The sequence below is a fragment of the Pseudomonas sp. BS3767 genome (assembly GCF_900099665.1).
GTDB classification, from domain to species: domain Bacteria; phylum Pseudomonadota; class Gammaproteobacteria; order Pseudomonadales; family Pseudomonadaceae; genus Aquipseudomonas; species Aquipseudomonas cerasi.
In genome coordinates, this window is record NZ_FNCX01000004.1 from 52,233 (window position 1) to 76,506 (window position 24,274).

Genomic DNA, 24,274 nt, shown 5'->3' on the forward strand with positions numbered 1-24,274 from the left:
GATAGCCAAAGCTACGAACTAGTTCAATCAAGGTGTACCGCGTAGTTCACTTTAGCGGGCTCGCCATGCCGCGCGGCCTTCTGGAACAACGCTTTCACCCTGATCAACGTTGTTCGCTCTGCGGTGTCACCCTCAACACTTCCTCGAGTGTAGTCAGGCCTGCCGAGACTTTCTGCGCGCCGGACAGACGCAGGCTGCGCGTACCTTCCTTGAAGGCCTGACGACGCATGGCGGTCAGGTCGAGGTCCGCCGAGATCAATGCCTTGATGTTGTCGGACATGACCATGATCTCGTAGACACCCGCCCGGCCCCGATAGCCGGTATCTCGGCATTCCACACAACCGACTGCCTGATGCGCGCCGGGTGGCACCGGTGCCTGCCAGGGGCGCGTCAGGGTTTGCCAGTCGGTTTCGTTCAGGTTGATCGGGGCCTTGCAGTGCGGGCAAAGGGTACGCACCAGACGCTGGGCCATGACGCCGAGGATGGTCGCCTTGAGCAGGTAGTGCGGCACACCCAGTTCGAGCATCCGGCTGATGGCGCTGGGTGCGTCGTTGGTGTGCAGCGTCGACAGCACCAGGTGACCGGTAAGCGCTGCCTGAATCGCCATTTCAGCGGTCTCCAGGTCGCGAATCTCGCCGATCATGATGATATCCGGGTCCTGTCGCATCAGCGCGCGCACGCCGGCGGCAAAGCTCAGTTCGATGTTGTGCTGCACCTGCATCTGGTTGAAGGCCGGCTCGACCATCTCGATGGGGTCTTCGATGGTGCACAGGTTGACCTCGGAGGTCGCCAGTTTCTTGAGGGTGGTGTACAGCGTGGTGGTCTTGCCCGAACCGGTCGGGCCGGTGACCAGAATGATGCCGTTGGGCTGGCGGGTCATTTCCTGCCAGCGCCGCAGGTCGTCACTGGAGAAGCCCAGTTGGTCGAAGTCCTTGAGCAACACCTCGGGGTCGAAGATCCGCATGACCATTTTTTCGCCGAACGCGGTCGGCAGGGTCGACAGGCGCAACTCCACTTCACGATTTTCAGGCGTGGTGGTCTTGACCCGCCCGTCCTGTGGCTTGCGTTTTTCGGCGACGTTCATCCGCCCCAGGCTTTTCAGGCGGCTGACAATCGCCATGATCACCTGCGCCGGAAACTGGTAAACGTTATGCAGCACCCCGTCGATTCGAAAGCGTACGGTGCCCTGTTCGCGGCGCGGCTCGATGTGAATATCGCTGGCGCGTTGCTGGAAGGCGTACTGGAACAGCCAGTCGACGATATTGACGATGTGCGCGTCGTTGGCGTCAGGCTCCTGATCGCTGGCGCCGAGCTTGAGCAACTGTTCGAAGTTGCCCATGTTGCTCATTTTTTGCTCAGAGGCGCTGGCACCGCTTACCGACTTGGCCAGCCTGAAAAACTCCATCGCCATGCGCTGGATGTCTGACGGGTTGGCGACCACACGTTTGATCTGCAGCTTGAGCACATGCGCCAGGTCGGCTTCCCATGAGCGCACATAAGGCTGCGCGCTGGCGATGGTCACCGATTCGCGATCGACCGCCACGGCCAGAATCTTGTGGCGCTGGGCAAAGGCGTAGGACATCAGTGGTGTGACCGCCGCGACGTTGATCTTCAGCGGATCGATACGCATGTAAGGCTGGCCACAGGTTTTGGCCAGCCAGGCGGTCAGGGTTTCCACGTCCAGCTTCTTGCCCGGCCGCTTGAGGTCGTCAAACTGCAGCGAAGCGAGAAACTCGAGGGGATGCAGCTGGATGTTCACCGCGCTGCGACGTTGGGTGAGTGCCGTTTCCGCGTCGTCCTGGCCGAGATAGCCTTCGGCAACCAGATCACGCAACACATCATTCAGATCGAGCCAGCGATCCTGTGAAGAGGGGGCCAGGGCTGCCATGTGCGCTCCTTGAGGCAATTCGTCATTGGACGATGAACAAGAGTAGACGCCAAGCGTGACAGCGTTGTTCGTTCTATGCGACCGGGAATTGCCGGAGCAGGCGAATTGATTCAGCCCGTCGCCAGGGCGACACGGGATTGCGCGGTATTGCGGGCGTCGACTTGCTCGACCTCCACTGAGCAGACGTCGATCAGGTTGCGCATTTTTTCACCAATCACTTGTGCCCGATGCCAGCTCAATCTGGAGACCTGAAGATCGATGAGCAGCAGGTTCTCTTGCTGCACGGCACTCAATTGGTCGGGAATCAGGTACTGCATGGCAAACAGGTTCAACACCTGACAGAGCAAGGCAGGCTCGGCTTCGGCGCAGACACGGTAGCGTGCGCAGCACTGCGCATTGCTCGACGACCAGCTATCTGGACGCTGCGAAGGGGGGGTGACGGCTTCGAGATTGGGCATGCTGGTACTCCAGAAGGATGCTGGAAATCTTTGCATGCGTGAAAAGAAATTTCTGGTCCATCATTGGGTGGATTAGTCTTTATAAGACTTGTTAATGCGCCACAGACTGTTTGAGAAAATTAATTATGCAAATCGAGCTGGACAGTTACGATCGCAGGATTCTGGCGCTGCTGCAGGAAGACGCTTCGCTTTCCAGTGCGCAGATCGCCGAGCAGGTCGGTCTGTCGCAATCACCCTGCTGGCGCCGCATCCAACGGCTCAAGGATGAAGGCGTGATTCGCCGTCAGGTGGCGTTGCTGGACCGCAAGAAAATCGGTCTGAACACACAGATATTCGCCGAGGTAAAACTCAATGCCCACGGGCGCTCCAACTTCACCGAGTTCACCGATGCGATTCGTGGTTTTCCGGAGGTGCTGGAGTGCTATGTGCTGATGGGGTCGGTGGATTTTCTGCTGCGCATCGTGACCCCGGATATCGAGGCGTACGAGCGGTTCTTCTTTGAAAAGCTTTCGCTGGTGCCCGGCATCCAGGAAGTGAACTCGACAGTAGCGCTGTCAGAGATCAAATCCACCACCAGCCTGCCGCTGCTGCGCCAGGGAGGCTGAACTCATACCGGATGCCGAGGTGCGCTTTTGACTATCGTGCCAATGCTCCGCGTTGGCATGCAGTTCGTGACGCTCTGCGTCACAAGTTTGCGCCGCGCCGCACACTCAAGATCGGACGCAGAGCGTCCAGAACGGCGTCCCCACGCGGAGCGTGGGGACGATAGTTAACCTACGCATCAAGATGACTATCGTGCCAATGCTCCGCGTTGGCATGCAGTTCGTGACGCTCTGCGTCACAAATTTGCGCCGCACCACATGTTCAAGATCGGACGCGGAGCGTGGGGACCAATGCCACGAATCCAGCCCTTACAAGCGCAGCAGGGTTTTCCACGCGCGGCTCTGGAATACGGTGATGGCCTGTTGCACGCGGGCATCGAGGACTTCGTCGCTGATGTCCAGATGCGCCAGTTCTTCCAGCTTGCGCAGTTCGCCATACAGGCGATCCAGTTCCGGCAGGTCCAGCGCGCCGCGTGCCCAGTGCAGCCATGACTGGATGCGCTCGATGCGGGGCAGTTGCTCTGCCAGGTCTTCCGGCTGCTGCTGATAACGACTTAATTGCAGGGACGTGGCTTCTTCGCCCAGCAGGCGTGGCAGCCAACTGCTCAACAGTGCGGCGCCCTGACGATTGCCGCGGGTGTTGCGTTCGGTGGTCCAGCTGCGGGCCAGCAACCAGCGTGAGGTATTCAGCGAGAACTCGCCCCAGCGCGTGTCCTGCAATTCTTCCAGGAATTGCTCGTGGGCGGCACCGCGTACATCGGCATCGTCCTGCCCGGCCTGAACCAGCGGTCGCCAGTCTTCCAGCAAGGCGTCCAGCGCAGTACGCAGTTGTGCGGTCGAGGTGCGTGGCGCGGCCTGGCCGAGGCTGCTGGTCAGGGCGCGCAGTTCGGCGAGCATCTCGACCCAGTCCTGCAGCAGACGCCAGTGGCCGTTGAAACGGTATTGCTCGGCCAGACGCTGGCTGCTGCCCAGCAGGTGCCAGGCCAGCGCGGAATAAGCGTCGTCCAGCGGCTTTTCTGCGTGCAGAGCGGGAGCGTGCAGGCTCAGCGAGTAGCTGCTGGCATCGAGCAGACGATAGCCGCGTTCGGCCTTGCTGATATCGCACGGCATCAGCGGCAGCGTTGCAGCCAATTCGGCGGCCAGCTCCAGCAGCGCGGCAGGTTCGCCTTCACGCAGCTCGAGTTCCAGCTCGCAGATTTCTTCCTTCTGCTTACCCGCCACCACCTGGCCCAGGTCCAGTGCGGCTTCGATCACCACTTTGGCCTTGCCACGGCCCCAGGCGATCTCTGCTTTCTCACGCACGAAATCGGTGGTGAACAGCGGTTTGATGGTTTTCTTGTCCAGATCGGCCAGTTGCTCGGGCCAGCAATCGCCTTCGAGCTTCTTCAGGTCCAGCTTGGCCTTGCTCAGGTCCCAGTTATATTCATTGCGCTCGGACAGGCCGGCCACGCTTTGCCCGCGAGTCTTCATGGTCTGGATGATCTGATCGCCGTCGCGGCGGATGCGCAGGGCGACTTTGGCCTGCGCCAGCTCACCTTGCGGGGTATCGAAATACTGGTTCGACAGTTCAAGGCGCTCCCAGCCACTCTTGTTGCGCTTCTTGAGCAACGGGTGTTCACGCAGTGCAGCGAGGGTCTCGCGGCTGACGCGGAGTTTGATTTCTGTTTCTTTTTGCATGGCCGGGGGAATCCAAACGCTGATACGGATAAACGGGAGCGCAGCCCATGATTGAACGGCTGCTGAGGCCGTCAGTGTACAGGACATGGCCCGAAACGGTTTATTCCTGGGTTGCTATGGCCCTATGATGGGCCGTGTTCCGTCCCGATTACAGGAAGCGTCCATGCCGTTGCCGTCCATGAAAGACCAGTTCGCCGCCCTGATCGCCGTACCCTCGGTGAGCTGCACTCAGCCTTCTCTGGACCAGAGCAACCGCCCCGTCATCGATCTGCTGGCCGGATGGCTCGGCGATCTTGGGTTTGCCTGCGACATCCAGCAAGTGTCCCCCGGCAAGTTCAATCTGCTGGCGACCTATGGAACAGGCCCAGGCGGTCTGGTACTGGCGGGGCACAGCGATACCGTGCCGTTCGACGAGGCGCTGTGGAAGACCGACCCCTTGAAGCTGACCGAGGTGGATGGCCGCTGGGTCGGGCTGGGCAGTTGCGACATGAAGGGCTTTTTTGCGCTGGTCATCGAAGCGGTGCGTGGCCTTCTTGACCAGCCGTTCAAGCAGCCGCTGCTGATCCTCGCCACTTGCGACGAGGAAAGCTCGATGGCCGGTGCCCGTGCGCTGGCCGAGGCCGGCCGCCCGCTGGGTCGTGCGGCGGTGATTGGCGAGCCGACCGGGCTCAAGCCGATCCGCCTGCACAAGGGCGTGATGATGGAGCGCATCGATATTCTCGGGCGCAGCGGCCATTCCTCCGATCCGAGCCTTGGGCACAGCGCACTCGAAGCCATGCACGACGCCATCAGCGAACTCAAGGGCCTGCGCACGCAGTGGCAAGCGAAGTACCGCAACCCGCAATTCACGGTGCCGCAGCCGACGCTGAACCTGGGCTGTATTCATGGCGGCGACAACCCGAACCGGATTTGTGGCCAGTGCTCGCTGGAATTCGACCTGCGTCCGCTGCCGGGCATGGACCCGGAAGTGCTGCGCTCGGCCATTCGGCAGAAGCTGCAGCCGCTGGCCGAGCTGCATCAGGTACAGATCGACTATGCGCCATTGTTCCCCGAATGCGCGCCGTTCGAGCAGGTCGCTGACGCTGAACTCGTGCGTGTCGCTGAACGTCTGACCGGTCATACGGCCGCAGCAGTAGCATTCGGCACCGAAGCGCCTTATCTTCAGCGCCTTGGCTGCGAGACACTGGTGCTCGGCCCGGGCGACATCGCCTGTGCGCATCAGCCGGGGGAATACCTCGAAATGTCACGTCTTGACCCTACAGTGCGTCTGTTACGTCAATTGATCGAACATTACTGCCTGACGCCCCAGTGAGTCAGGCATAACCTGTGTTAATGAAAGCATCTTGAGTAAAAGGAGACTGCGCGTGCTGCCAAGCCTGTTCCGACGATAACCACCACACCGTTGTGCGTGCTTCTTTTTTTCGTCCATTTTTTCTACAGGCTCTTGTTGTCATGCCCGAATACGTCAACTGGCTTCGCCACGCGTCTCCGTACATCAATGCTCACCGCGATTGCACCTTCGTCGTCATGCTGCCCGGCGACGGCGTTGCGCACCCCAATTTCGGCAACATCGTCCACGACCTGGTGCTGCTGCACAGCCTGGGCGTGCGCCTGGTGCTGGTTCACGGTTCCCGCCCGCAGATTGAAAGCCGTCTGGCTCAGCGCGGTATCACCCCGCGCTTCCACCGCGACATGCGTATCACCGATACCGAAACGCTGGAGTGCGTGATCGATGCCGTGGGTCAGCTGCGCATTTCGATCGAGGCGCGTCTGTCGATGGACATGGCCGCCTCGCCCATGCAGGGCTCGCGGTTGCGAGTGACCAGCGGCAACGTCGTCACCGCACGGCCTATCGGTGTGCTTGAGGGTGTCGATTATCAGCACACCGGCGAAGTGCGCCGGGTCGACCGCAAGGGCATCAATCGCCTGCTGGACGAGCGTCATATCGTGCTGTTGTCGCCACTGGGTTATTCACCGACCGGCGAGATTTTCAACCTGGCCTGTGAAGACGTCGCCACCCGCGCGGCCATCGATCTGGCCGCCGACAAACTGCTGCTGTTCGGCGCCGAAACCGGCTTGCTGGACGAGCAGGGCCGGTTGGTGCGCGAACTGCGTCCGCAACAGGTGCCCGCGCACCTGCAGCGCCTGGGTGCCAACTATCAGGCGGAACTGCTGGACGCCGCGGCCGAGGCCTGCCGTGGCGGTGTCGCGCGCAGCCATATCGTCAGTTATGCCGAGAACGGCGCGCTGCTCACCGAACTGTTTACCCGCGATGGCGGCGGCACGCTGGTCGCGCAGGAGCAGTTCGAACTGGTGCGCGAAGCGGCCATCGAGGATGTCGGCGGTCTGATGGACCTGATCACGCCGCTGGAAGAGCAGGGCATTCTGGTGCGTCGTTCCCGCGAAGTGCTGGAACGCGAGATTACGCAGTTCAGCGTGGTTGAGCGCGAAGGGCTGATCATCGCCTGTGCTGCGCTGTATCCGATTGCCGATTCGGAGTCGGGCGAGCTGGCGTGTCTGGCGGTCAATCCGGAATACCGGCACGGCGGCCGTGGTGACGAGCTTCTGGAGCGTATTGAAAACCGCGCCCGGGCCCTGGGTATCAAGACCCTGTTCGTCCTCACCACCCGCACCGCACACTGGTTCCGCGAACGCGGTTTCGAACCCAGCAGCGTCGACCGTCTGCCAAGCGCCCGCGCCTCGCTGTACAACTACCAGCGTAATTCGAAGATCTTCGAAAAGGCGATATAAGCCTGGGGGCGGACGCAGAGCACTCTTGGCTATATTTTGTGGGAGTGAGCTTGCTCACGAAGAGGCTGGTACAAGCCGCCGGAAAGGGACGTTTGAACCGTCCCTTTCGTGAGCAGGCTCACCCACGCCCTTCGGGCAGAAGCGCAGAGCATTGGGCACGATAGTTGAGATGATCGTTCCTCACGCTCCAGCGTGGGAATGCAGTTCTCGACGCTCTGCGTCGTCAAGAGGACGCGGAGCGTCCAGAAAGGCATGCGACGCAGAGCGCCGCACGATAGTCGCGCCTGCACCGGCACCTTCGAGAGCAAGCTCCCCACATTAATTGCACGATCAGTTGCTGATCGACAGAATGCTCGCCTGATACGACCCCACGAACGTGTCGAAATCCACCACTTCCTCGGTCGCTTCCAGTTCGGCCTGTTCTTCGATCGAGGTTTTGGCCTGGGCTTCGAAGTCTGCCTGTTCCTGAGCGCTCAGCGGGTGAGTGCGGAAGTATTCTGCATGGACCTGACTCTGGCGCAGGGAGAACGCGGTAAAGCCCTCGTTATGCGCTTCCATGCTGGCCAGCACCTGAGCAGACGGTGTGAGCGCGGTATCGTCGATCTTGGCCTGTTGCACGGCAATCGATTTGAGGTGCTCATCGGTGCCCTGAGCCTGATCGAGCAGGCGGGCAATCGGCGTTATCTTCTCCACCAGCTCGGTTGCCCAGGTCTTGAGATCGACAGGGCGGTTGTCACGCATCAGGCTCAGGCCCGGGCGACGCCCTTCCTTGACCACTGACAGGAAGTTCGAGCTTGCGTTGGAGCATTCGTGGCTGGCCAGTTGCTGGCTTTCCTCGAGAGCGCAATACAGCACGAAGGCATCGATGAAGCGCGACTGCTCCAGGCTGATGCCGGTCGGCAGGAACGGGTTGATGTCCAGGCAGCGTACTTCGACGTACTGCACACCACGGGCCACCAGCGCCTGAATAGGGCGTTCGCCGCTATAAGTCACACGCTTGGGACGAATGTTGGAGTAGTACTCGTTCTCGATCTGCAACACATTGGTATTGAGCTGTACCCACTCGCCGTTCTGGTCATGAGTGCCGACCTCGACGTAAGGCTTGTAAGGCGTGGCCACAGCCTTGCGCAGGCTATCGGTGTAGCTGACCAGATCGTTGTAGCAAGGGGTCAGGTCGGCCTGGGCGTCACTCTGATAACCCAGGTCGCTCATGCGCAGACTGGTGGCGTACGGCAGGTACAGGGTGTCGGCGTCGAAGTGTTGCTCCAGCTGATGCTTGCGGCCGCGCAGGAACCCCGCGTCGAGTGCCGGTGAAGCACCGAACAGGTACATCAACAGCCAGCTGTAGCGGCGGAAGTTACGAATCAGCGCGATGTAGGAATGCGACTGGTAGTCGCGGGCATCGCCGGCAAAGTCTTCGGTCTGCTTGAGCAGCGCCCACGCGTCTTCCGGCAACGAGAAGTTGTAGTGAATGCCGGCAATGCACTGCATGGTCTTGCCGTAACGCAGCGCCAGGCCCTTGCGGTACACGTACTTGAGCTTGCCGATGTTCGACGTGCCGTAATAGGCAATCGGTATGTGCTCTTCGTCCGGCAACGGGCAAGGCATCGACGGACTCCACAGCAGTTCGTTGTCCAGCTTGCTGTAAACGAAGCGATGGATCCGGTCCAGGTTGTCGATGGTCTCGGCCGGGTTCTTCAAGGCTGGCGTGATGAACTCCAGCAGCGATTCGGAATAATCGGTCGTCACCTGACCATTGGTCAGGGCGGCACCCAGAGCTTGCGGGTGGGGCGTCCGGGCCAGTTCTGCCGTTGCGGTAACGCGCAGGCACTCACGCTCGATACCGTGCAGGCACTGCTCCAGCAGAGAGAGGTTGTTACGCTCGCCGAGCAATGCAAGACGACGGTTTAAAAGTTCGCTCAAGGTGTAATCCTTCACGCATCGGTCGCCCCGATATGGGGGTGGACTTGACGGTCTACAAGGGTGAAGAAAGGAACTGGCGTAGTCGCCTGGTGGGTCGGTAGCGCCTGTTCACAATCACTGCTCTTTGTCGTACTACCCAAATGGACTCGGCACCACGCTAATGGTGCCGAAATTAACCCAAATGATGTCGGTACGGCTAGGTTCAGTTCGCAGGGATGCTTTTCATCAGCCCTTGATCAAGTCTAGATCACCGCAAATGTGCCCTGGGCCTTGGCGACGAGCTTGTCGCCCTGAACGACTTCAGCCTCGACCACCAGCGTGCGGCGACCCGCGTGCAGCACCTTGGCGATGCACAGGACTTCGCCCTCGGAGACGCCACGCACGTAGTTGATCTTGCACTCGATGGTCACGCTGCGCTGGTCGAAACCGTGAGCGCTGGAACAGGCCAGGCCCATGGCGATATCGACCAGGCTGAAGATTGCACCGCCGTGCATCACGTTGCCGCGATTGCGCAGGTGCGCCTCCAGCGGCAACGCAACTTCGGCAACGCCCTCGTCCAGACGCCGCAGCTCGCAGCCGAGCATCTTGAAATAGGCGCTGTGGGTCAGATCTTCAGGAATATCCATCAGCGCTTCTTCAGTTGCTTGGCATTGGCGAACAGCGACGCCATCGCATTGTTGGCGGGCGCTGGCGCAGTGGTTTCCTTACGCGGAGCGTTGTTCTGACGAGGCGAAGAACCTGGACGGGCACCGCGTGCGCCATCGATTTTCTCGCCGGGCGTGTCGCTCATGCGCATCGACAGGCCGACGCGTTTGCGCGGGATATCGACTTCCATGACCTTCACTTTCACTACATCACCGGCCTTGACCGCTTCACGCGGGTCCTTGATGAACTTCTCGGACAACGCCGAGATGTGTACCAGACCGTCCTGATGCACGCCGATATCGACGAACGCACCGAAGTTGGTGACGTTGGTGACCACGCCTTCGAGGATCATCCCCAGTTGCAGGTCCTTGAGGTCTTCGACCCCGTCCTGGAACTCGGCAGTCTTGAACTCCGGACGCGGATCACGGCCCGGTTTTTCGAGCTCCTGAAGGATATCGGTCACGGTCGGCAGACCAAAGGTCTCGTCGGTGAATTTCTTCGGGTCCAGGCGCTTGAGAAAGCTGGCGTCGCCGATCAGCGAGCGAATGTCCCGGTCGGTTTCAGCCGCAATGCGCTGCACCAGCGGGTAGGCTTCCGGGTGAACGGCGGAGGCGTCCAGCGGGTTGTCACCGGTCATGACGCGCAGGAAACCGGCGGCCTGTTCAAAGGTTTTTTCGCCCAGGCGGCTGACTTTCTTCAGCGCCGCGCGGGTCTTGAACGCGCCGTTTTCATCACGATGCGCAACGATGTTCTGCGCCAGCGTGGTGTTGAGGCCGGAAATGCGTGCCAGCAGCGCCACGGAGGCCGTGTTCACGTCCACGCCCACGGCGTTCACGCAGTCTTCCACCACCGCATCCAGGCCGCGCGCCAGCTTGAGCTGCGACACGTCGTGCTGGTACTGGCCGACCCCGATGGATTTCGGGTCGATTTTCACCAGTTCGGCGAGCGGGTCCTGCAAGCGACGGGCAATGGACACCGCGCCACGGATCGACACGTCGAGGTCCGGGAATTCCTTGGCGGCCAGTTCCGATGCCGAGTACACCGAAGCGCCTGCTTCGGAGACCATGACCTTGGTCATCTTCAGACCCGGGTATTTTTTGATCAGGTCGGCAGCCAGCTTGTCGGTTTCGCGGCTGGCGGTGCCGTTGCCGATGGCGATCAGGTCGACCGAATGCTTGGCGCACAGTGCGGCCAGTACGGCGATGGTCTGGTCCCACTGGTTTTTCGGTACGTGCGGATAGACGGTGGCGTAGTCGAGCAGTTTGCCGGTGGCGTCGACCACGGCGACCTTGCAGCCGGTGCGCAGACCTGGGTCGAGGCCCAGCGTGGCACGCTGACCGGCCGGCGCGGCCAGCAACAGGTCGTGCAGATTGTGGGCGAACACATTGATCGCTTCGGTTTCCGCGCCGTCACGCAGCTCACCCAGCAGATCGGTTTCAAGGTGGCTGTACAGCTTGACCTTCCAGGTCCAGCGCACCACTTCGGCCAGCCATTTGTCTGCCGGGCGGTTCTGGTTCTGGATGCCGAAGCGCTCACCGATCATCAGCTCGCACGGGTGCATGGCGCCCGGCAATTCTTCACCGACTTTCAGTGCGGAGCTCAAAAAGCCTTCATTGCGACCACGAAAAATCGCCAGCGCACGGTGCGACGGCATGCTTTTGAGCGGTTCGTCGTGTTCGAAGTAGTCGCGGAACTTGGCGCCTTCCTCTTCCTTGCCCGGTACCACGCGTGCGCTGATCACCGCTTCCTGCTTGAGGAAGCTGCGCAGCTTGTCCAGCAGCGAGGCATCCTCGGCAAAGCGCTCCATCAGAATGTACTTGGCGCCTTCCAGCGCGGCCTTTACATCGGCTACGCCTTTTTCCGCGTCGACGAAGCGGGCTGCTTCTGCTTCAGGGGCCAGGCTCGGGTCGTTGAACAGGCCATCGGCCAGTTCGCCCAACCCGGCTTCAAGGGCGATCTGGCCCTTGGTGCGGCGTTTCTGCTTATAAGGCAGGTACAAGTCTTCGAGGCGGGTCTTGGTATCGGCCAGCTTGATGTCGCGCGCCAGCTCCGGGGTCAGCTTGCCTTGCTCTTCGATGCTGGCAAGAATGCTGACGCGCCGTTCGTCCAGTTCACGCAGATAACGCAGGCGCTCTTCCAGATGGCGCAGTTGCGTGTCATCAAGACTGCCGGTCACTTCCTTGCGGTAGCGGGAAATGAAGGGCACAGTCGAGCCTTCATCCAGTAGTGCTACGGCCGCTGCGACCTGTTGTGGGCGTACGCCGAGTTCTTCGGCGATGCGGCTGTTGATGCTGTCCATAAAACCACCTGGAGTTGTGAGCAAAAAACTGGGCTATGTACGAATTGCCTTGCCTGGGTATCGTGCGCCAGCATTTATTTTCAGGGCTGGCGAACCGCCATGAGTCCGGCGTTGCCTGACTTCGAGGGCGGCGCATTATACCCAGCGAAGCCGGATTAGGGGATCGGCCGACAAATGGGGTGTTTTTTCGGCGAAAACGCAGGCACAAGTGTCGCCTCCAGTAAAATCTGCTAACAATGCACAAGGTGCGCATCACCGCAGCTACGCCATAATGCGCCCCGAGATCAGAGGAGCATCCGATGAGCAGCACCGCACAAAATGCCGAAGGCGAAAAAATCCTTATTGTCGATGACGATCCGGGGCTGAGCAGTCTCCTGGAACGTTTTTTCACCAGCAAGGGCTACCGTGCCCGCGCCGTGGCAAATGTGGAACAAATGGACCGACTGCTGGCCCGTGAGGTTTTCAACCTTGTGGTGCTGGACCTGATGCTGCCTGGCGAAGACGGCCTTTCAGCCTGTCGTCGTCTGCGTGCCGCGAACAATCAGGTGCCGATTATCATGCTGACCGCCAAGGGCGATGAGCTGAGCCGCATCAAGGGGCTCGAACTGGGTGCTGACGATTATCTGGCCAAGCCGTTCAACCCGGACGAGCTGATGGCGCGGGTCAAGGCGGTGTTGCGTCGTCAGGCGGCACCGGTGCCCGGCGCCCCTGGCAGCGAAGACGAGTCGGTCAGTTTCGGTGACTACGTGCTGTCTCTGGCAACCCGCGAGCTCAAGCGCGGTGAAGAAGTGCACATGCTCACCACCGGTGAATTCGCGGTACTGAAAGCGCTGGTCATGCACGCTCGCGAGCCGCTGACCCGCGACAAACTGATGAACCTGGCGCGTGGCCGGGAGTGGGATGCGCTGGAGCGATCCATCGACGTACAGATTTCCCGTCTGCGTCGCCTGATCGAGCCTGACCCGTCCAAGCCCCGTTATATCCAGACGGTCTGGGGCGTAGGTTATGTATTCGTTCCGGACGGTGCCGGAAGTCGCTGATAACCCGGTTGTCGGCACAGACATCCGTCATTGCTGCCAGTTACGTCGATAATCTTTCACAAGCTTATCGACGTACTGGTTTTTTGCGTTCGTCCATCGGGTCCGGCCCGCGTTCGGCAAACCTGCGAGCCTCGCTCGCCCTGCAAAGTGTATGGCTGCAGTTATGAAGACTCCGCTCTGGTTCCCGCAAAGCTTTTTCTCCCGCACGCTCTGGCTGGTGCTCATCGTCGTGCTGTTTTCCAAGGCCCTGACGCTGGTTTATCTGCTGATGAACGAAGACGTGCTGGTCGACAGGCAATACAGCCACGGCGTTGCTCTGACACTGCGTGCTTATTGGGCTGCCGGTGAAAGCGACCGCGATGCGATTGCCGAGGCGGCAGGTCTGATTCGGGTGGTGGGCGGTGGCGTGCCGGAAGGTGAGCAGCACTGGCCTTACAGTGAGATCTATCAGCGGCAGATGCAGGCGGAGCTGGGCGCCGACACGGAAGTGCGTCTGCGGGTACACGCGCCACCCGCGCTGTGGGTGCGAGCGCCGAGCCTGGGTGACGGCTGGCTGAAAGTGCCGCTTTATCCGCACCCGTTGCGCGGCCAGAAAATCTGGAACGTGCTGGGCTGGTTCCTGGCCATCGGGTTGCTTTCCACGGCATCAGCCTGGATTTTCGTGCGTCAACTGAGTCAGCCGCTCAAGCGTCTGGTGTTTGCGGCGCGCCAGTTGGGGCAGGGGCGCAGCGTGCGGCTGCCGGTGAGTGACACGCCGAGCGAGATGACCGAAGTCTATCGGGCCTTCAATCAGATGGCCGAAGACGTCGAGCAGGCCGGGCAGGAACGCGAGCTGATGCTGGCCGGGGTTTCCCACGACCTGCGCACACCGCTGACGCGCCTGCGCCTGTCTCTGGAGCTGATGAACGACAATGAGTTCTCCGAAGGCATGGTGCGCGATATCGAGGACATGGACGCCATTCTCGATCAGTTCCTGGCGTTCATCCGCGATGGCCGTGACGAGGAGATCGAAGAGGTCGATCTGGGGCATCTGGTGCGCGATGTGGTTGCACCCTTCAATGACGATGAAGACAGCATCCGTCTGTGTCTGGAGCCTATTCCGCCCTTCCCGCTGCGTCGGGTGTCGATGAAGCGCCTGCTGACCAACCTGATTGGCAATGCCAAGCACCATGCCGGCAACGGTATCGAAGTCGCTGCCTATGTATCCGGTGACCGAAACGCGCCCTACGTAGTGTTGAGTGTGCTGGACAGAGGGGCGGGCATCGATCCGTCCGAACTGGACACCATTTTCAACCCGTTCATTCGCGGTGATCGCGCACGCAGTGGCAAGGGCACCGGCCTCGGCCTGGCCATCGTCAAGCGTATTGCTGCCATGCACGGGGGTAACGTCGAGTTGAGGAATCGTTCGGGAGGTGGTCTTGAAGCACGCGTCAGGTTGCCACTGGGGCTGATGTTGCCGAGGGATGCAATTTAATACGGGATCGAAGCAGGAAGGAAATATAAAGCGCCGTGCAAGGTCACTGGAGGCGTTCGAAAGGTCGACGCATTCTCGTGGACTTGCACGGCGGCTTGCCTGACCCGGCCCTTGGCGGAGGTACTCCCTGTACCCCTAGGTCACGCCGATCCACTTGATCAACGCGTCCCGGCCCCCTGGTCATGCGCGTACCTTCCTCAGGCCGCACAAAGCCGAAAGGTGTCGACTCCTGGAGTCGACACCTTTCTTCTGAATCAATACCAGTTAGGGTCTTTGCGCAGCTCTTCATTCAAGAGCTTTTGCATACCCTCGTCAGGCTTACCCAGATAACGGTAAGTCGCGTGACGTGTTGGCGATTTGTCTGCGGGAAGACCGGCAGGCACTTCAACCAACATAGCGTAAGCATCTTCCTTGTCGAGGCTGAAAGCCACGATCAGGCGCTTGCTTTTGCACGTATCGGCCGTTTCGCAAAGCGGCCCAACCAGATAGTTGTCGCCATCTTCAGTGGCCGCCGTCATCTGCTGCTCGGAAGCACCGGACAGGTTGATCACCCAATCCGGCAAACGCTCTTCCTTCTTGACGACTTTCGCCCAGGTGGTGCGGTACTCGGGGGCGGAGCTCAGAAGCTCATTGACCCGAGACTGTCCATCATTGGCTGCCATGGCCATGACACTGCCACCCATCAACAGGGCGGCGGCCAGTGTGCGAAATGACGTGTGCATTATCAGCCTCGACCGCGACGACCGAAGAAGAACGACACAACGAACATCACCAGGAAGACGACGAACAGGATCTTGGCGATACCAGTAGCCGTGCCCGCGATACCACCGAAGCCCAGTACTGCAGCGACGATAGCGATGATCAGAAACGTGATTGCCCAACTCAACATGGTGATACTCCTTTTTGATGCCGTTTTAATAAGGGGTGCTGCTTTTAAAGTCGGGTCAGAAAACCCATTTTTGCTGTGGAGCGACTTCATCTACAGAAACCAGGCCGTCAACGTTGCGCAGGCTTGAGGACATGTCCTTGACCGCTGGAGCGCTGACGCCGCGATAGGAGATGCTGCTGGTCTGGATGAACTGCTGTTTTGGTTGAGTTGCCTCGTTGGCTTGATTCCAACGCTGGAACTGCTGAATGGCGATCAGAGTGACGAGCAGGGCAAGGAGCAGAAAAAGACCTTGCTGGATGTGCAGGGGAGAGATACGCAATTGTGAAATACGCTGGCTGTTCATCTGCAAACTCCCCTGGCCTGAGTGGGCATTCAATCTGATGGGTCGTTGTGTATCGACCTTTGTTGAATAGGTTATTGCAGACTGCATGCCAGTTTTTTGAGTGGCGTAAAATCCTTTAAAATCAACAGTTTATTAAGTTTGACGAGAGCGTCCTGCCAGCAAGCTGCACGATTACCCCTTTGTAATCGTGCGTTCTGCACGAAGCGTTCGACACTCCGGCCCGGAACTGTCAGCCTGCGCTGCGCGCCATGACCTTCAGTGCGTCGCCGTTGACGCCTTTTACGCCACGAATATTTCGCGCGATTTCCACGGCCAGTTCCTTCTCGGCGAAGTTGGCAACCACGCCATTCAGGCTGACCACACCTGCCTTGGTGTCTACTTTGATATTCAGCCCATCCAGCGTCCGGCTGTAGATCAGGCTCGCCTTGACCTTGCTGGTGATCCAGGCGTCACTCATTTCCTCGGTCGGGGTCAGCGACTGTGGCTGGGTCTTGGCCGCAATCGAGTCGGCCGCGCTGAGGCTGATCAGGTTGTTGACGCTGACCACGCCATCGGTGTTACTCGCCAGGCTGCCCGCCAGTTCCTTCGCTTCAGGGCTTTGCGCGCGGCCCTTGAGGGTGATCACGCCGTCCTTGCTGTCAACATCGATGGTCAGCGCTTCGGTCACGCTGCTCCACAGCAGTTTGGATTTCACCGTCGCGACCAGCGTCGCATCCTCGAAGCGCTGAGCCATGTTGGTCCGTGTGCCGGGCTCGCTGGCAACAGAAGGATCTACCTCCAGCTGGTTGTCGACCTTTTCAATGCCTTTGGTATCCAGCGCGATGCGTTCGGCCAACTCGCGGTCCACTTCGTTTTCAACCTTGCCCTTGAGCGTCGCGGTGCCTTGTTCGACACCCACATCGATCTTGAACGGGCTCAGATGCTTGTTCAGCGCGAAAGCTGTCCAGATCGAACCTTCCTGACGCGCCTCGGCGAGTTGAGTGGGCAGGTCTGGCTGGGCGAGCACCGGGCCGCTGCCCAGCAGCGCAGCGGCGGCCGTGATCAGAGCAATCTTTTTCAGTGAAAACATAGGAGCGTTCCTTTTGCGGTGAGATCTCGTCTCCGAATGGACGGTTTTAACGGCATAAACGCGGATTAATCAGGCTGTTCGCCATTAGCTGATCAGAAAGCTACCATGCATGCCGAAGAATCAATCAGAATTGACCATGCAACTTGCCCGATGATTCCGAGACTAACTGAGACAATTCATTAAGGAGCGTAGGAAAAATGGAAGCAGCCACTGAGAATCAGGGCCGTATTCTGCTTGTGGACGATGAGTCCGCCATCCTCCGCACTTTCCGGTACTGTCTGGAAGACGAAGGCTACAGTGTCGCCACTGCCAACAGCGCAGCCCAGGCCGACACGCTCATGCAGCGTCAAGTATTCGATCTGTGCTTTCTAGATTTGCGTCTGGGCGAAGACAACGGCCTGGACGTGCTGGCGCAGATGCGGATTCAGGCGCCGTGGATGCGTGTGGTGATCGTGACTGCCCATTCGGCGGTGGATACCGCTGTCGATGCCATTCAGGCGGGCGCAGCCGACTACCTGGTCAAGCCGTGCAGTCCTGACCAGTTGCGCCTTGCAACGGCCAAGCAGCTTGAAGTCAGGCAACTGTCTGCCCGTCTCGAAGCACTGGAAGGCGAGGTTCGCAAGCCCAAGGATGGTCTGGATTCCCACAGCCCTTCGATGATGGCGATACTGGAAACGGCCCGTCAGGTTGCCGTGACCGATGCCAACATCCTGATTCTGGGCGAATCGGGTACCGGTAAGGGCGAGCTGGCCAGGGCGATTCATGGCTGGAGCAAGCGGGCCAAGAAGTCCTGCGTCACCATCAACTGCCCGTCGCTGACCGCAGAACTGATGGAAAGCGAACTGTTCGGCCACAGCCGCGGTGCCTTTACCGGTGCCAGCGAAAGCACGCTGGGCCGCGTCAATCAGGCCGATGGCGGCACCCTGTTCCTCGACGAAATCGGTGACTTCCCGCTGACGCTGCAGCCCAAATTGCTGCGCTTCATTCAGGACAAGGAATACGAGCGCGTCGGTGACCCGGTGACCCGCCGTGCCGACGTGCGCATCCTGGCGGCCACCAACCTCAACCTTGAAGACATGGTGCGCAGCGGGCGTTTCCGTGAGGATCTGCTGTACCGCCTGAACGTGATCACCCTGAATCTGCCGGCCCTGCGTGAGCGCAGCGAAGACATTCTGACCCTTGCGGACCGCTTTCTGGCGCGTTTCGTCAAGGAATACGCGCGTCCGGCCCGAGGCTTCAGCGAAGAAGCCCGTGCCGCGCTGCTCAATTACCGCTGGCCAGGCAACATTCGTGAGCTGCGCAACGTGATCGAGCGTGCCAGCATCATCTGTCCACAGGATCGCGTAGAGGTCAGTCATCTAGGCATGGCTGAGCAACCGACCAACAATGCACCACGTGTGGGCGCGGCCTTGAGTCTGGACGAGCTTGAAAAGGCACACATCGGGGCCGTACTGGCAACCAGTGAAACCCTTGATCAGGCCGCCAAGACGCTGGGTATCGATGCTTCGACGCTTTACCGCAAACGAAAACAGTACAACCTATGAAATACCTCAAATGAAGCTGGCCATGAAGTTGCGCACTCGCCTCTTCCTGAGTATCTCGGCGCTTATCACGGTCGCGTTGCTCGGGCTGCTGCTGGGGCTCGTCAGTGTCATGCAGATGGCCCGTACTCAGGAATCACTGATTCAGCATAACTTCGCCATCCTCGATCTGGGTTTGAAGTTGCGCCAGAACATGGGTGATCAACTGGCGTTGATGACCGGTGCCAATCGCAATGAGGCTGAGCTGGACAGAATCCAGCAGCAGTTCGAAGAACTGCTGGAGGAAGGGTCGGCGCAGGACACCCAGCAAAATGTGCGTAACGGTTTTGAGAAGACCCGGGGCGATTATCAGCGATTCATTGCCACCTGGAAGCAATATGGCGATGATCCGCGAGGCATGCGGGGCAACCCGCAACTGAGCGAGAGTTTCGACGCTCTGCGCAACGGTCTGCTGAGTGTGCATCGCAAGGCACTGGAGAACATCAGCACCGCCGAGATCAATTCCAGGGACCGTGCATTGTGGATCGCCGGCTTGTTGGGGCTGGTCGGGCTGGCGGTGCTGTGCATCGGCTTTGTGACCGCGCACGGCATCGCCCGCCGTTTCGGTGCACCGATCGAGGCGCTGGCCAAGGCTGCCGATCGCATTGGGGAAGGTGATTACGAGGTCACGCTGCCCATTTCCTCGGCCGCAGAAATGAACCTGCTGACCCGGCGCTTCGGCATCATGGCCGAAGCCCTGCGTCAGCATCAGGCGACCAACGTCGATGAGCTTCTGGCGGGCCAGCAGCGCCTGCAAGCGGTCCTCGACAGTATCGACGACGGCCTGTTGATGATCGATCGCCAGGGGCACCTGGAGCACCTGAACCCTGTTGCGCAGCGCCAGCTCGGATGGGACGAGAGTCGCCTTGGGCAAAGTCTCGGCGAGGCATTGAGCCGTCCAGAACTGGATGAGCAACTGCATCTGGTGCTGCGGGGCGGAACGCTGGAGCGCGCGCCGGAAGATCTGGCCATCGAAATCGACGGCGAGTCTCGATTGCTGACCTACAGCATGACACCGGTCAGTCACACCAAGGGCCACATCCTGGGTGCTGTGATGGTGCTGCACGACGTGACCGAACAGCGTGCTTTCGAGCGGGTACGCAGCGAGTTCGTCCTGCGCGCCTCGCATGAGTTGCGCACGCCGGTCACGGGTATGCACATGGCGTTCGGCCTTCTTCAGGAGCGTCTGCATTTCGCTCCCGAGTCCCGTGAGGCCGATCTGCTCAATACAGTCACCGAAGAGATGCAGCGCCTCATGCAGCTCATCAACGACCTGCTGAATTTCTCGCGTTACCAGAACGGTCTGCAGAAGCTGAAACTTGCACCTTGTTCCGTGGAGACCTTGCTGCAGGAAGCCAAGGCGCGCTTCGAGGATCAGGCCCAGGAGCAGGATATTGTGCTGATGCTGGATATGCAGGAGCCCATGCCGCGTCTGCATGCCGATCAGTCCCAACTGGAGCGGGTGCTGGATAATCTGCTGGACAATGCATTGCGTCACACGCCGCCGAACGGCCTGATCCGCCTGCAGGCCAGGCGTCACGGCGAGCGGGCGATCATCAGTGTCGAGGACAACGGTGAAGGCATTGCCTACGGACAGCAGGGGCGGATCTTCGAACCCTTCGTCCAGGTGGGTCGCAAGAAAGGCGGCGCCGGGCTCGGGCTGGCGCTGTGCAAGGAGATCGTCCAACTGCACGGCGGACGAATGGGCGTGTACTCAAGGCCAGGGCAGGGCACGCAGTTCTATATGGCTTTACCGCTCTGAGGGCTTGATCGCCAGGCCCTCATCGGCTGACTGAGCGCCAGCCCCCATGCGCTTCAATTCGAGTGATTGAGCACCTGCAGGATGGCCGCGCTCTGTGCGTCGGGCTCGCCGTCGAAGCGTGCCGGGCGATAGTGCATCTGAAACGCGGCCAGTACCTGGCGCGTAGCGACGTCCAGCTCACCGGTTTGCGGAGTGCTGTAGCCCAGGCGTGCCAATTGCTGCTGGAACCAGGTGATGCTCGGCAGGTTGGCTGCCAGCAATGCCTGACGCTGGGCAACCTGGCGTTCGTCCGGCCAGTTCCCCAGACCTTCGGCAGCGAGGCGTTTCCACGGGAACAACGGCCCCGGGTCCTGCTTGCGCAACGGGGCGATGTCGCTGTGACCGATGATGTGTTTGGGGTCGATTTTGTTACGTTTGACGATGTCCTTGAGCAGGACAATGATCGACTGGGTCTGCGCTTCGGTGTACGGATACCACAGGCGACCTGTCGGCGTTTCCTTGAAGCCCGGGTTGACGATCTCGATGCCGATCGAACTGGAGTTGAGCCAGGTGCGGCCTTCCCACTCGCTTTCGCCGGCATGCCAGGCACGTGCGTTTTCATCGACCAGCTTGTAGATGGTGGCCTTGCTGTCGTCACCGATCAGGTAGTGGGCGCTGACCTCGCCATGGGTCAGTAATTGCAGCGAGCGTTCCAGCGACGCCGAGGTGTAGTGCATCACCACATACTGGGCACGGCCATCGAAATTTACCGAGGGGTGGCTGGTGTCCAGCCTGGGGCCGCTGGCGCAGGCAGTGAGGATGAGCATGATAAAGGCGGAGAAATACAGCTTCATGAGGTCGGCAGCGTCGGCAGGAAATGAAACATCATAACAAAATGTGTACAAATAGCATGGGCCGCCGGCTATTTGTTCAGGTCAAAATGTTTCAGTCAGCCTTGTTCGATGCGGTTCCGGCCGTTCTCCTTGGCCTTGTAAAGCGCCTGGTCGGCACGTTTGATGGCGGTGTCGCTCCGTTCTCCGGGGCGAAAAGCCGTCAGGCCAATGGACACGGTGATGGTGACTCGCTCACCCTTGAAGTGGAACGGGCATGACTCTACGGCGGCGCGCAGTTCGTCGAGCAGCGTCAGCCCCGTGGCAGGAGGTGTTGCAGGCAGCAGCATGACAAATTCTTCGCCGCCAAAGCGTGCGAGGAAGTCGTTGGCGCGCAGGCGTTTGCTGAACACATTGGCGACAATCTTCAATACCTTGTCGCCAGCCAGATGCCCGTAACCATCGTTGATGCGTTTGAAATGGTCCAGGTCCAGAATGCAGACCAACAGACTGTTTTTTTCTTCCTGCCACCGGGCCATCTCTTGTTCGAGGCGCTCGCCCCAGGCTGCTCGATTGGGCAGTCCGGTGAGCGGGTCGATCAGGGCCTTTTGACGCTGTTCTTCCAGGTGAGTCCTGAAGCCCAGGGCTTCCTGTTCCATACTCGCGACGCGGGCTGCCAGACCTTGCAGTCGCGAGGCCACTTCGCGCTCGCGTGCATCGCGCTTGAGCTGGTAGTGATCCATGGTGCCGAGCAGGGCTTCAAGCCGATTGTCGAGCACCCGCTTGAGGCTGGGCAGATCGGAGGCGTCCTGAACACTGCTTTGCAGGCCGCCCACCTGTTCGCGCAACTGGTCGTTGAGGTCGCGCGCGGTGGACTGATCCTCGGCGTGATCTTCACTGGCCGCCTGCAAGTGGCTCTGAAACGATTCGAGCCGTTCATTGAGCTGCTTGAGGTAGGTGCCGAACTCCTGTTGACCGCCGTTGTTGATCGCCAGCATCAGCACCGCCATATCGTCGAGGATCGGCAGCAATTCGTACCAGTTAAGCCCATGCTTCAAGCGTAACTGCATATCCTCGACCTGCGGGCGAAAGTGCTCGGAGAGGGTCAGGTCGTCCAGAAGGCCCAGCAGGGTTTGTTCAATATGCGCAGCCACCGAGCTGTAGCTGGGCTCGGGTGATGAGGGTAGCGCGTAGCCTTCTTCGCCTTCTGCCGTCTCGGGCTGCTGCTCGGCCTCTGCGTCGGGTTCTTCAACTGTCGCGTCGATTGGCGCGGGCCGTTGTTGATAGGGCACTGACGGAACAGGCGCCAGGAGATCCGCGAAATCGATGGGTTCGACAGTGACAGGTGCAGGTTCGGCGAAGGACTCTGCCGTTGCTGGAGCAACATCCGCAGCCGTGACCGATGGTGCAGGTTCTTCAGGCGTTGCAGCGGCGGGTGTCACGACGGCAGGCGTATCGGTTTCCGGGGCAGGCGTGGGCGGTGTGCTGTCTGTGGCAGAGGTGGCTACGGTGGCAGGTGAGTCATCGACCTCGGCTTCGCCATGAGCGATGTCTGCCGGGGCGTGAGTGCTTGCTGCCTGCGGCTCTGCATCGGGCTCATGCGTGTCCGGTGCCGAGGTGGGGTCTTCGGGGTGAGCAGCCTCGGGATGAGTATCGTTGCCTTGGCCTTCGCGCGAACCGAACAGGCGTTGCAGCAATCCCTGGCGCGGACCTTCCTCGGGTTTTTCAACCTGGGTCAGGGCCTGGCCCTGCAAATTGCTCAACTCGCCGAGCAGCAGGGGCAGCTCACGGGCTTGTGAGGCACGCTCTTCAAGCTCCTTGGCAAAGCGCTTGAGTGGCTTGCGTACGTCGCGTGGCAGCGGCAATGACTGCAGTTGCGCAACCAGTGCGGTCAGTGCCGAGCTGATTTGCGCGGCCCGTACTTCGCGGCGTTGTTCAGAGTCCAGTACGGCCTTTTCGAGGCGCGGGATCAGGGCTGCCAGGCCCGCGTCCATATCATCCTTGCGGACAATTTCGCGCATCTCCTTCATGCATTCGTCGACGGCGCGGTCAGAGCCCTCTGCCGCAAGACTGCTGCGTACCAGACCGCGTCGCAACAAATCGAGCCGCGCATCCCAGCGCTTTTCGAGCTTGTCCTGTTGCTCGATCCCTTTAAGGTATTTCTCTTTCCAACGCTCCGCGTCGTCGCTCATGCAAGGCTTCCACCAGAGGGCACAGGCAGTGAGTCCCCACGCAGTGAGTCAGGCAGGCGAATCTCGACAGCGACAGGCAGATGATCGGAAATGGGCTGTGCCAGCACCTGCACACGTTCGAGCGTCAGGGTCGGGCTGAGCAAAATGTGATCGAGGCAACGTTGTGGTCGCCAACTGGGGAAGGTTGCTTCTATCTGCGGAGCCAAAAGCCCCAGGTCCCGTAGCGGCGAGTGTTCCAGCAGGTCGTTGGCATGGGTGTTCATGTCGCCCATCAGCACCTGATGGCGGTAACCGCCGATCAGTTCGCGAATGTAGGCGAGCTGCCGGGTTCGGGTTCGGGTCCCCAGCGCCAGGTGCATCATGACCACGACCAGGGCATCTTCGCCCTCGCCGAAACGCACGAGAATTGCGCCGCGCCCGGCAGGACCCGGCAGCGGATGATCCTCGATCTTGGTCGGGCGCAGACGGCTCAACACACCATTGCTGTGCTGCGCCAGGCGCCCGAGGTTGCGATTGAGTTGTTGATACCAGTACGGAAAACCACCCAGCTGGGCAAGGTGCTCGACCTGGTTGATAAAGCCGGAGCGCATGCTGCCGCCGTCGACTTCCTGCAGTGCCACCAGATCGAATTCATTGATCAGATCGCCGATCTTCTGCAGGTTGCCAGCTCGACCGCCATGCGGCAGCAAATGCTGCCAGCTGCGCGTCAGGTAATGATGGTAGCGCTGGGTACTGATACCCACCTGGATATTGAAACTGAGCAAACGCAGCCTGCCGTCTTCCGGCAAGCCGTTTTGCAGCAGATGATGTTCGTTGACCTGCGGATCATGCAGGCCAACGATACGGGTACTGCCTTTGCCCCAGCGGCGCATG

20 protein-coding genes are annotated in these 24,274 nt (G+C 60.2%); 7 read left to right on the forward strand and 13 right to left on the reverse strand.

Annotated features, from left to right (window positions below; genetic code table 11):
* Window positions 1-103: 103 nt before the first annotated feature.
* Both BLR16_RS13245 and BLR16_RS13250 read right to left on the reverse strand, forming a co-directional pair.
* A complete protein-coding gene (locus tag BLR16_RS13245) occupies window positions 104-1,888 on the reverse strand; it encodes a type IV pilus assembly ATPase TfpB (protein ID WP_003432204.1) in 1,785 nt (594 codons plus the stop codon).
* Between the two features lie 110 nt (window positions 1,889-1,998).
* Window positions 1,999-2,346: a hypothetical protein gene (locus BLR16_RS13250; RefSeq protein WP_003367427.1), complete on the reverse strand. Its 348-nt coding sequence runs from the start codon at window positions 2,344-2,346 to the stop codon at window positions 1,999-2,001.
* A gap of 125 nt (window positions 2,347-2,471) precedes the next feature.
* Here BLR16_RS13250 and BLR16_RS13255 point away from each other — a divergent pair, with 125 nt between their 5' ends.
* On the forward strand, window positions 2,472-2,951 hold the full coding sequence (locus tag BLR16_RS13255) for an Lrp/AsnC family transcriptional regulator (RefSeq protein ID WP_003432206.1): 480 nt from the start codon (window positions 2,472-2,474) through the stop codon (window positions 2,949-2,951).
* Window positions 2,952-3,257: 306 nt separating this feature from the next.
* Here the strand turns inward: BLR16_RS13255 and BLR16_RS13265 are convergent, their stop codons facing one another.
* Window positions 3,258-4,625 (reverse strand): CYTH domain-containing protein, encoded by a 1,368-nt coding sequence (locus BLR16_RS13265; RefSeq protein ID WP_161437947.1) that lies wholly within the window; start codon window positions 4,623-4,625, stop codon window positions 3,258-3,260.
* Window positions 4,626-4,788: 163 nt separating this feature from the next.
* On the opposite strand from BLR16_RS13265, the gene argE reads away from it, so the two are divergent.
* Window positions 4,789-5,937: an acetylornithine deacetylase gene (argE, locus tag BLR16_RS13270; RefSeq protein WP_003367423.1), complete on the forward strand. Its 1,149-nt coding sequence runs from the start codon at window positions 4,789-4,791 to the stop codon at window positions 5,935-5,937.
* Window positions 5,938-6,077: 140 nt separating this feature from the next.
* Window positions 6,078-7,376 (forward strand): amino-acid N-acetyltransferase, encoded by a 1,299-nt coding sequence (argA, locus tag BLR16_RS13275; RefSeq protein WP_003367421.1) that lies wholly within the window; start codon window positions 6,078-6,080, stop codon window positions 7,374-7,376.
* Window positions 7,377-7,706: 330 nt separating this feature from the next.
* Here the strand turns inward: argA and gshA are convergent, their stop codons facing one another.
* The 3 genes from gshA to BLR16_RS13290 all read right to left on the reverse strand — a co-directional run bounded on the left by gshA (window position 7,707) and on the right by BLR16_RS13290 (window position 12,243).
* A complete protein-coding gene (gene gshA, locus BLR16_RS13280; RefSeq protein ID WP_003432210.1) occupies window positions 7,707-9,299 on the reverse strand; it encodes a glutamate--cysteine ligase in 1,593 nt (530 codons plus the stop codon).
* Window positions 9,300-9,541: 242 nt separating this feature from the next.
* A complete protein-coding gene (locus tag BLR16_RS13285) occupies window positions 9,542-9,925 on the reverse strand; it encodes a PaaI family thioesterase (protein ID WP_003367417.1) in 384 nt (127 codons plus the stop codon).
* A complete protein-coding gene (locus BLR16_RS13290; protein WP_003367415.1) occupies window positions 9,925-12,243 on the reverse strand; it encodes a Tex family protein in 2,319 nt (772 codons plus the stop codon). Before BLR16_RS13290 ends, BLR16_RS13285 begins: the two co-directional genes overlap by 1 nt.
* A 299-nt stretch (window positions 12,244-12,542) precedes the next feature.
* Between BLR16_RS13290 and ompR the strand changes: the two genes are divergently transcribed.
* Both ompR and BLR16_RS13300 read left to right on the forward strand, forming a co-directional pair.
* Complete coding sequence (ompR, locus tag BLR16_RS13295; protein WP_003318889.1) at window positions 12,543-13,283, forward strand: osmolarity response regulator transcription factor OmpR; 741 nt, start codon at window positions 12,543-12,545, stop codon at window positions 13,281-13,283.
* Window positions 13,284-13,446: 163 nt separating this feature from the next.
* Window positions 13,447-14,757, forward strand: a complete 1,311-nt coding sequence (locus BLR16_RS13300) for an ATP-binding protein (protein WP_003432212.1) — start codon at window positions 13,447-13,449, stop codon at window positions 14,755-14,757.
* A 254-nt stretch (window positions 14,758-15,011) separates the two neighbouring features.
* Here BLR16_RS13300 and BLR16_RS13305 read toward each other — a convergent pair whose 3' ends face one another.
* The 4 genes from BLR16_RS13305 to BLR16_RS13320 form a co-directional block, all read right to left on the reverse strand.
* Window positions 15,012-15,479, reverse strand: coding sequence for an inhibitor of vertebrate lysozyme family protein (locus BLR16_RS13305; RefSeq protein WP_003367410.1), 468 nt, complete (start codon window positions 15,477-15,479; stop codon window positions 15,012-15,014).
* 2 nt (window positions 15,480-15,481) lie between these two features.
* The gene (locus BLR16_RS13310; protein ID WP_002555679.1) at window positions 15,482-15,646 is read right to left on the reverse strand and encodes a DUF1328 domain-containing protein; all 165 of its coding nucleotides are present in this window, start codon (window positions 15,644-15,646) and stop codon (window positions 15,482-15,484) included.
* A 55-nt stretch (window positions 15,647-15,701) separates the two neighbouring features.
* A complete protein-coding gene (locus tag BLR16_RS13315; protein WP_003432215.1) occupies window positions 15,702-15,989 on the reverse strand; it encodes a hypothetical protein in 288 nt (95 codons plus the stop codon).
* Window positions 15,990-16,218: 229 nt separating this feature from the next.
* The gene (locus BLR16_RS13320) at window positions 16,219-17,058 is read right to left on the reverse strand and encodes a BON domain-containing protein (protein WP_003367404.1); all 840 of its coding nucleotides are present in this window, start codon (window positions 17,056-17,058) and stop codon (window positions 16,219-16,221) included.
* A gap of 197 nt (window positions 17,059-17,255) precedes the next feature.
* Between BLR16_RS13320 and algB the strand changes: the two genes are divergently transcribed.
* On the forward strand, window positions 17,256-18,602 hold the full coding sequence (algB, locus tag BLR16_RS13325) for a sigma-54-dependent response regulator transcription factor AlgB (RefSeq protein WP_003367401.1): 1,347 nt from the start codon (window positions 17,256-17,258) through the stop codon (window positions 18,600-18,602).
* 10 nt (window positions 18,603-18,612) lie between these two features.
* Window positions 18,613-20,400, forward strand: coding sequence for a KinB sensor domain-containing domain (locus BLR16_RS13330; RefSeq protein ID WP_003367399.1), 1,788 nt, complete (start codon window positions 18,613-18,615; stop codon window positions 20,398-20,400).
* 53 nt (window positions 20,401-20,453) lie between these two features.
* Here the strand turns inward: BLR16_RS13330 and BLR16_RS13335 are convergent, their stop codons facing one another.
* From BLR16_RS13335 to BLR16_RS13345, 3 genes are all read right to left on the reverse strand, one after another.
* On the reverse strand, window positions 20,454-21,233 hold the full coding sequence (locus tag BLR16_RS13335; protein WP_003367397.1) for an N-acetylmuramoyl-L-alanine amidase: 780 nt from the start codon (window positions 21,231-21,233) through the stop codon (window positions 20,454-20,456).
* A gap of 95 nt (window positions 21,234-21,328) precedes the next feature.
* On the reverse strand, window positions 21,329-23,401 hold the full coding sequence (locus tag BLR16_RS13340; protein ID WP_074806598.1) for a GGDEF domain-containing protein: 2,073 nt from the start codon (window positions 23,399-23,401) through the stop codon (window positions 21,329-21,331).
* Window positions 23,398-24,273: an endonuclease/exonuclease/phosphatase family protein gene (locus BLR16_RS13345; RefSeq protein ID WP_003367393.1), complete on the reverse strand. Its 876-nt coding sequence runs from the start codon at window positions 24,271-24,273 to the stop codon at window positions 23,398-23,400. Before BLR16_RS13345 ends, BLR16_RS13340 begins: the two co-directional genes overlap by 4 nt.
* Between the last annotated feature and the right edge of the window lies 1 nt (window position 24,274).

Bases quoted from the DNA above. Each gene is read 5' to 3' on its own strand.
- BLR16_RS13335 (WP_003367397.1), bottom strand. From the start codon at position 21,233: ATGAAGCTGTATTTCTCCGCCTTTATCATGCTCATCCTCACTGCCTGC.
- BLR16_RS13330 (WP_003367399.1), top strand. From the start codon at position 18,613: ATGAAGCTGGCCATGAAGTTGCGCACTCGCCTCTTCCTGAGTATCTCG.
- argE (WP_003367423.1), top strand. From the start codon at position 4,789: ATGCCGTTGCCGTCCATGAAAGACCAGTTCGCCGCCCTGATCGCCGTA.
- BLR16_RS13320 (WP_003367404.1), bottom strand. From the start codon at position 17,058: ATGTTTTCACTGAAAAAGATTGCTCTGATCACGGCCGCCGCTGCGCTG.
- ompR (WP_003318889.1), top strand. From the start codon at position 12,543: ATGAGCAGCACCGCACAAAATGCCGAAGGCGAAAAAATCCTTATTGTC.
- BLR16_RS13315 (WP_003432215.1), bottom strand. From the start codon at position 15,989: ATGAACAGCCAGCGTATTTCACAATTGCGTATCTCTCCCCTGCACATC.
- BLR16_RS13310 (WP_002555679.1), bottom strand. From the start codon at position 15,646: ATGTTGAGTTGGGCAATCACGTTTCTGATCATCGCTATCGTCGCTGCA.
- BLR16_RS13285 (WP_003367417.1), bottom strand. From the start codon at position 9,925: ATGGATATTCCTGAAGATCTGACCCACAGCGCCTATTTCAAGATGCTC.
- BLR16_RS13250 (WP_003367427.1), bottom strand. From the start codon at position 2,346: ATGCCCAATCTCGAAGCCGTCACCCCCCCTTCGCAGCGTCCAGATAGC.
- BLR16_RS13255 (WP_003432206.1), top strand. From the start codon at position 2,472: ATGCAAATCGAGCTGGACAGTTACGATCGCAGGATTCTGGCGCTGCTG.
- BLR16_RS13265 (WP_161437947.1), bottom strand. From the start codon at position 4,625: ATGCAAAAAGAAACAGAAATCAAACTCCGCGTCAGCCGCGAGACCCTC.
- BLR16_RS13305 (WP_003367410.1), bottom strand. From the start codon at position 15,479: ATGCACACGTCATTTCGCACACTGGCCGCCGCCCTGTTGATGGGTGGC.
- algB (WP_003367401.1), top strand. From the start codon at position 17,256: ATGGAAGCAGCCACTGAGAATCAGGGCCGTATTCTGCTTGTGGACGAT.
- BLR16_RS13340 (WP_074806598.1), bottom strand. From the start codon at position 23,401: ATGAGCGACGACGCGGAGCGTTGGAAAGAGAAATACCTTAAAGGGATC.
- BLR16_RS13245 (WP_003432204.1), bottom strand. From the start codon at position 1,888: ATGGCAGCCCTGGCCCCCTCTTCACAGGATCGCTGGCTCGATCTGAAT.
- BLR16_RS13345 (WP_003367393.1), bottom strand. From the start codon at position 24,273: ATGCGCCGCTGGGGCAAAGGCAGTACCCGTATCGTTGGCCTGCATGAT.
- BLR16_RS13290 (WP_003367415.1), bottom strand. From the start codon at position 12,243: ATGGACAGCATCAACAGCCGCATCGCCGAAGAACTCGGCGTACGCCCA.
- BLR16_RS13300 (WP_003432212.1), top strand. From the start codon at position 13,447: ATGAAGACTCCGCTCTGGTTCCCGCAAAGCTTTTTCTCCCGCACGCTC.
- argA (WP_003367421.1), top strand. From the start codon at position 6,078: ATGCCCGAATACGTCAACTGGCTTCGCCACGCGTCTCCGTACATCAAT.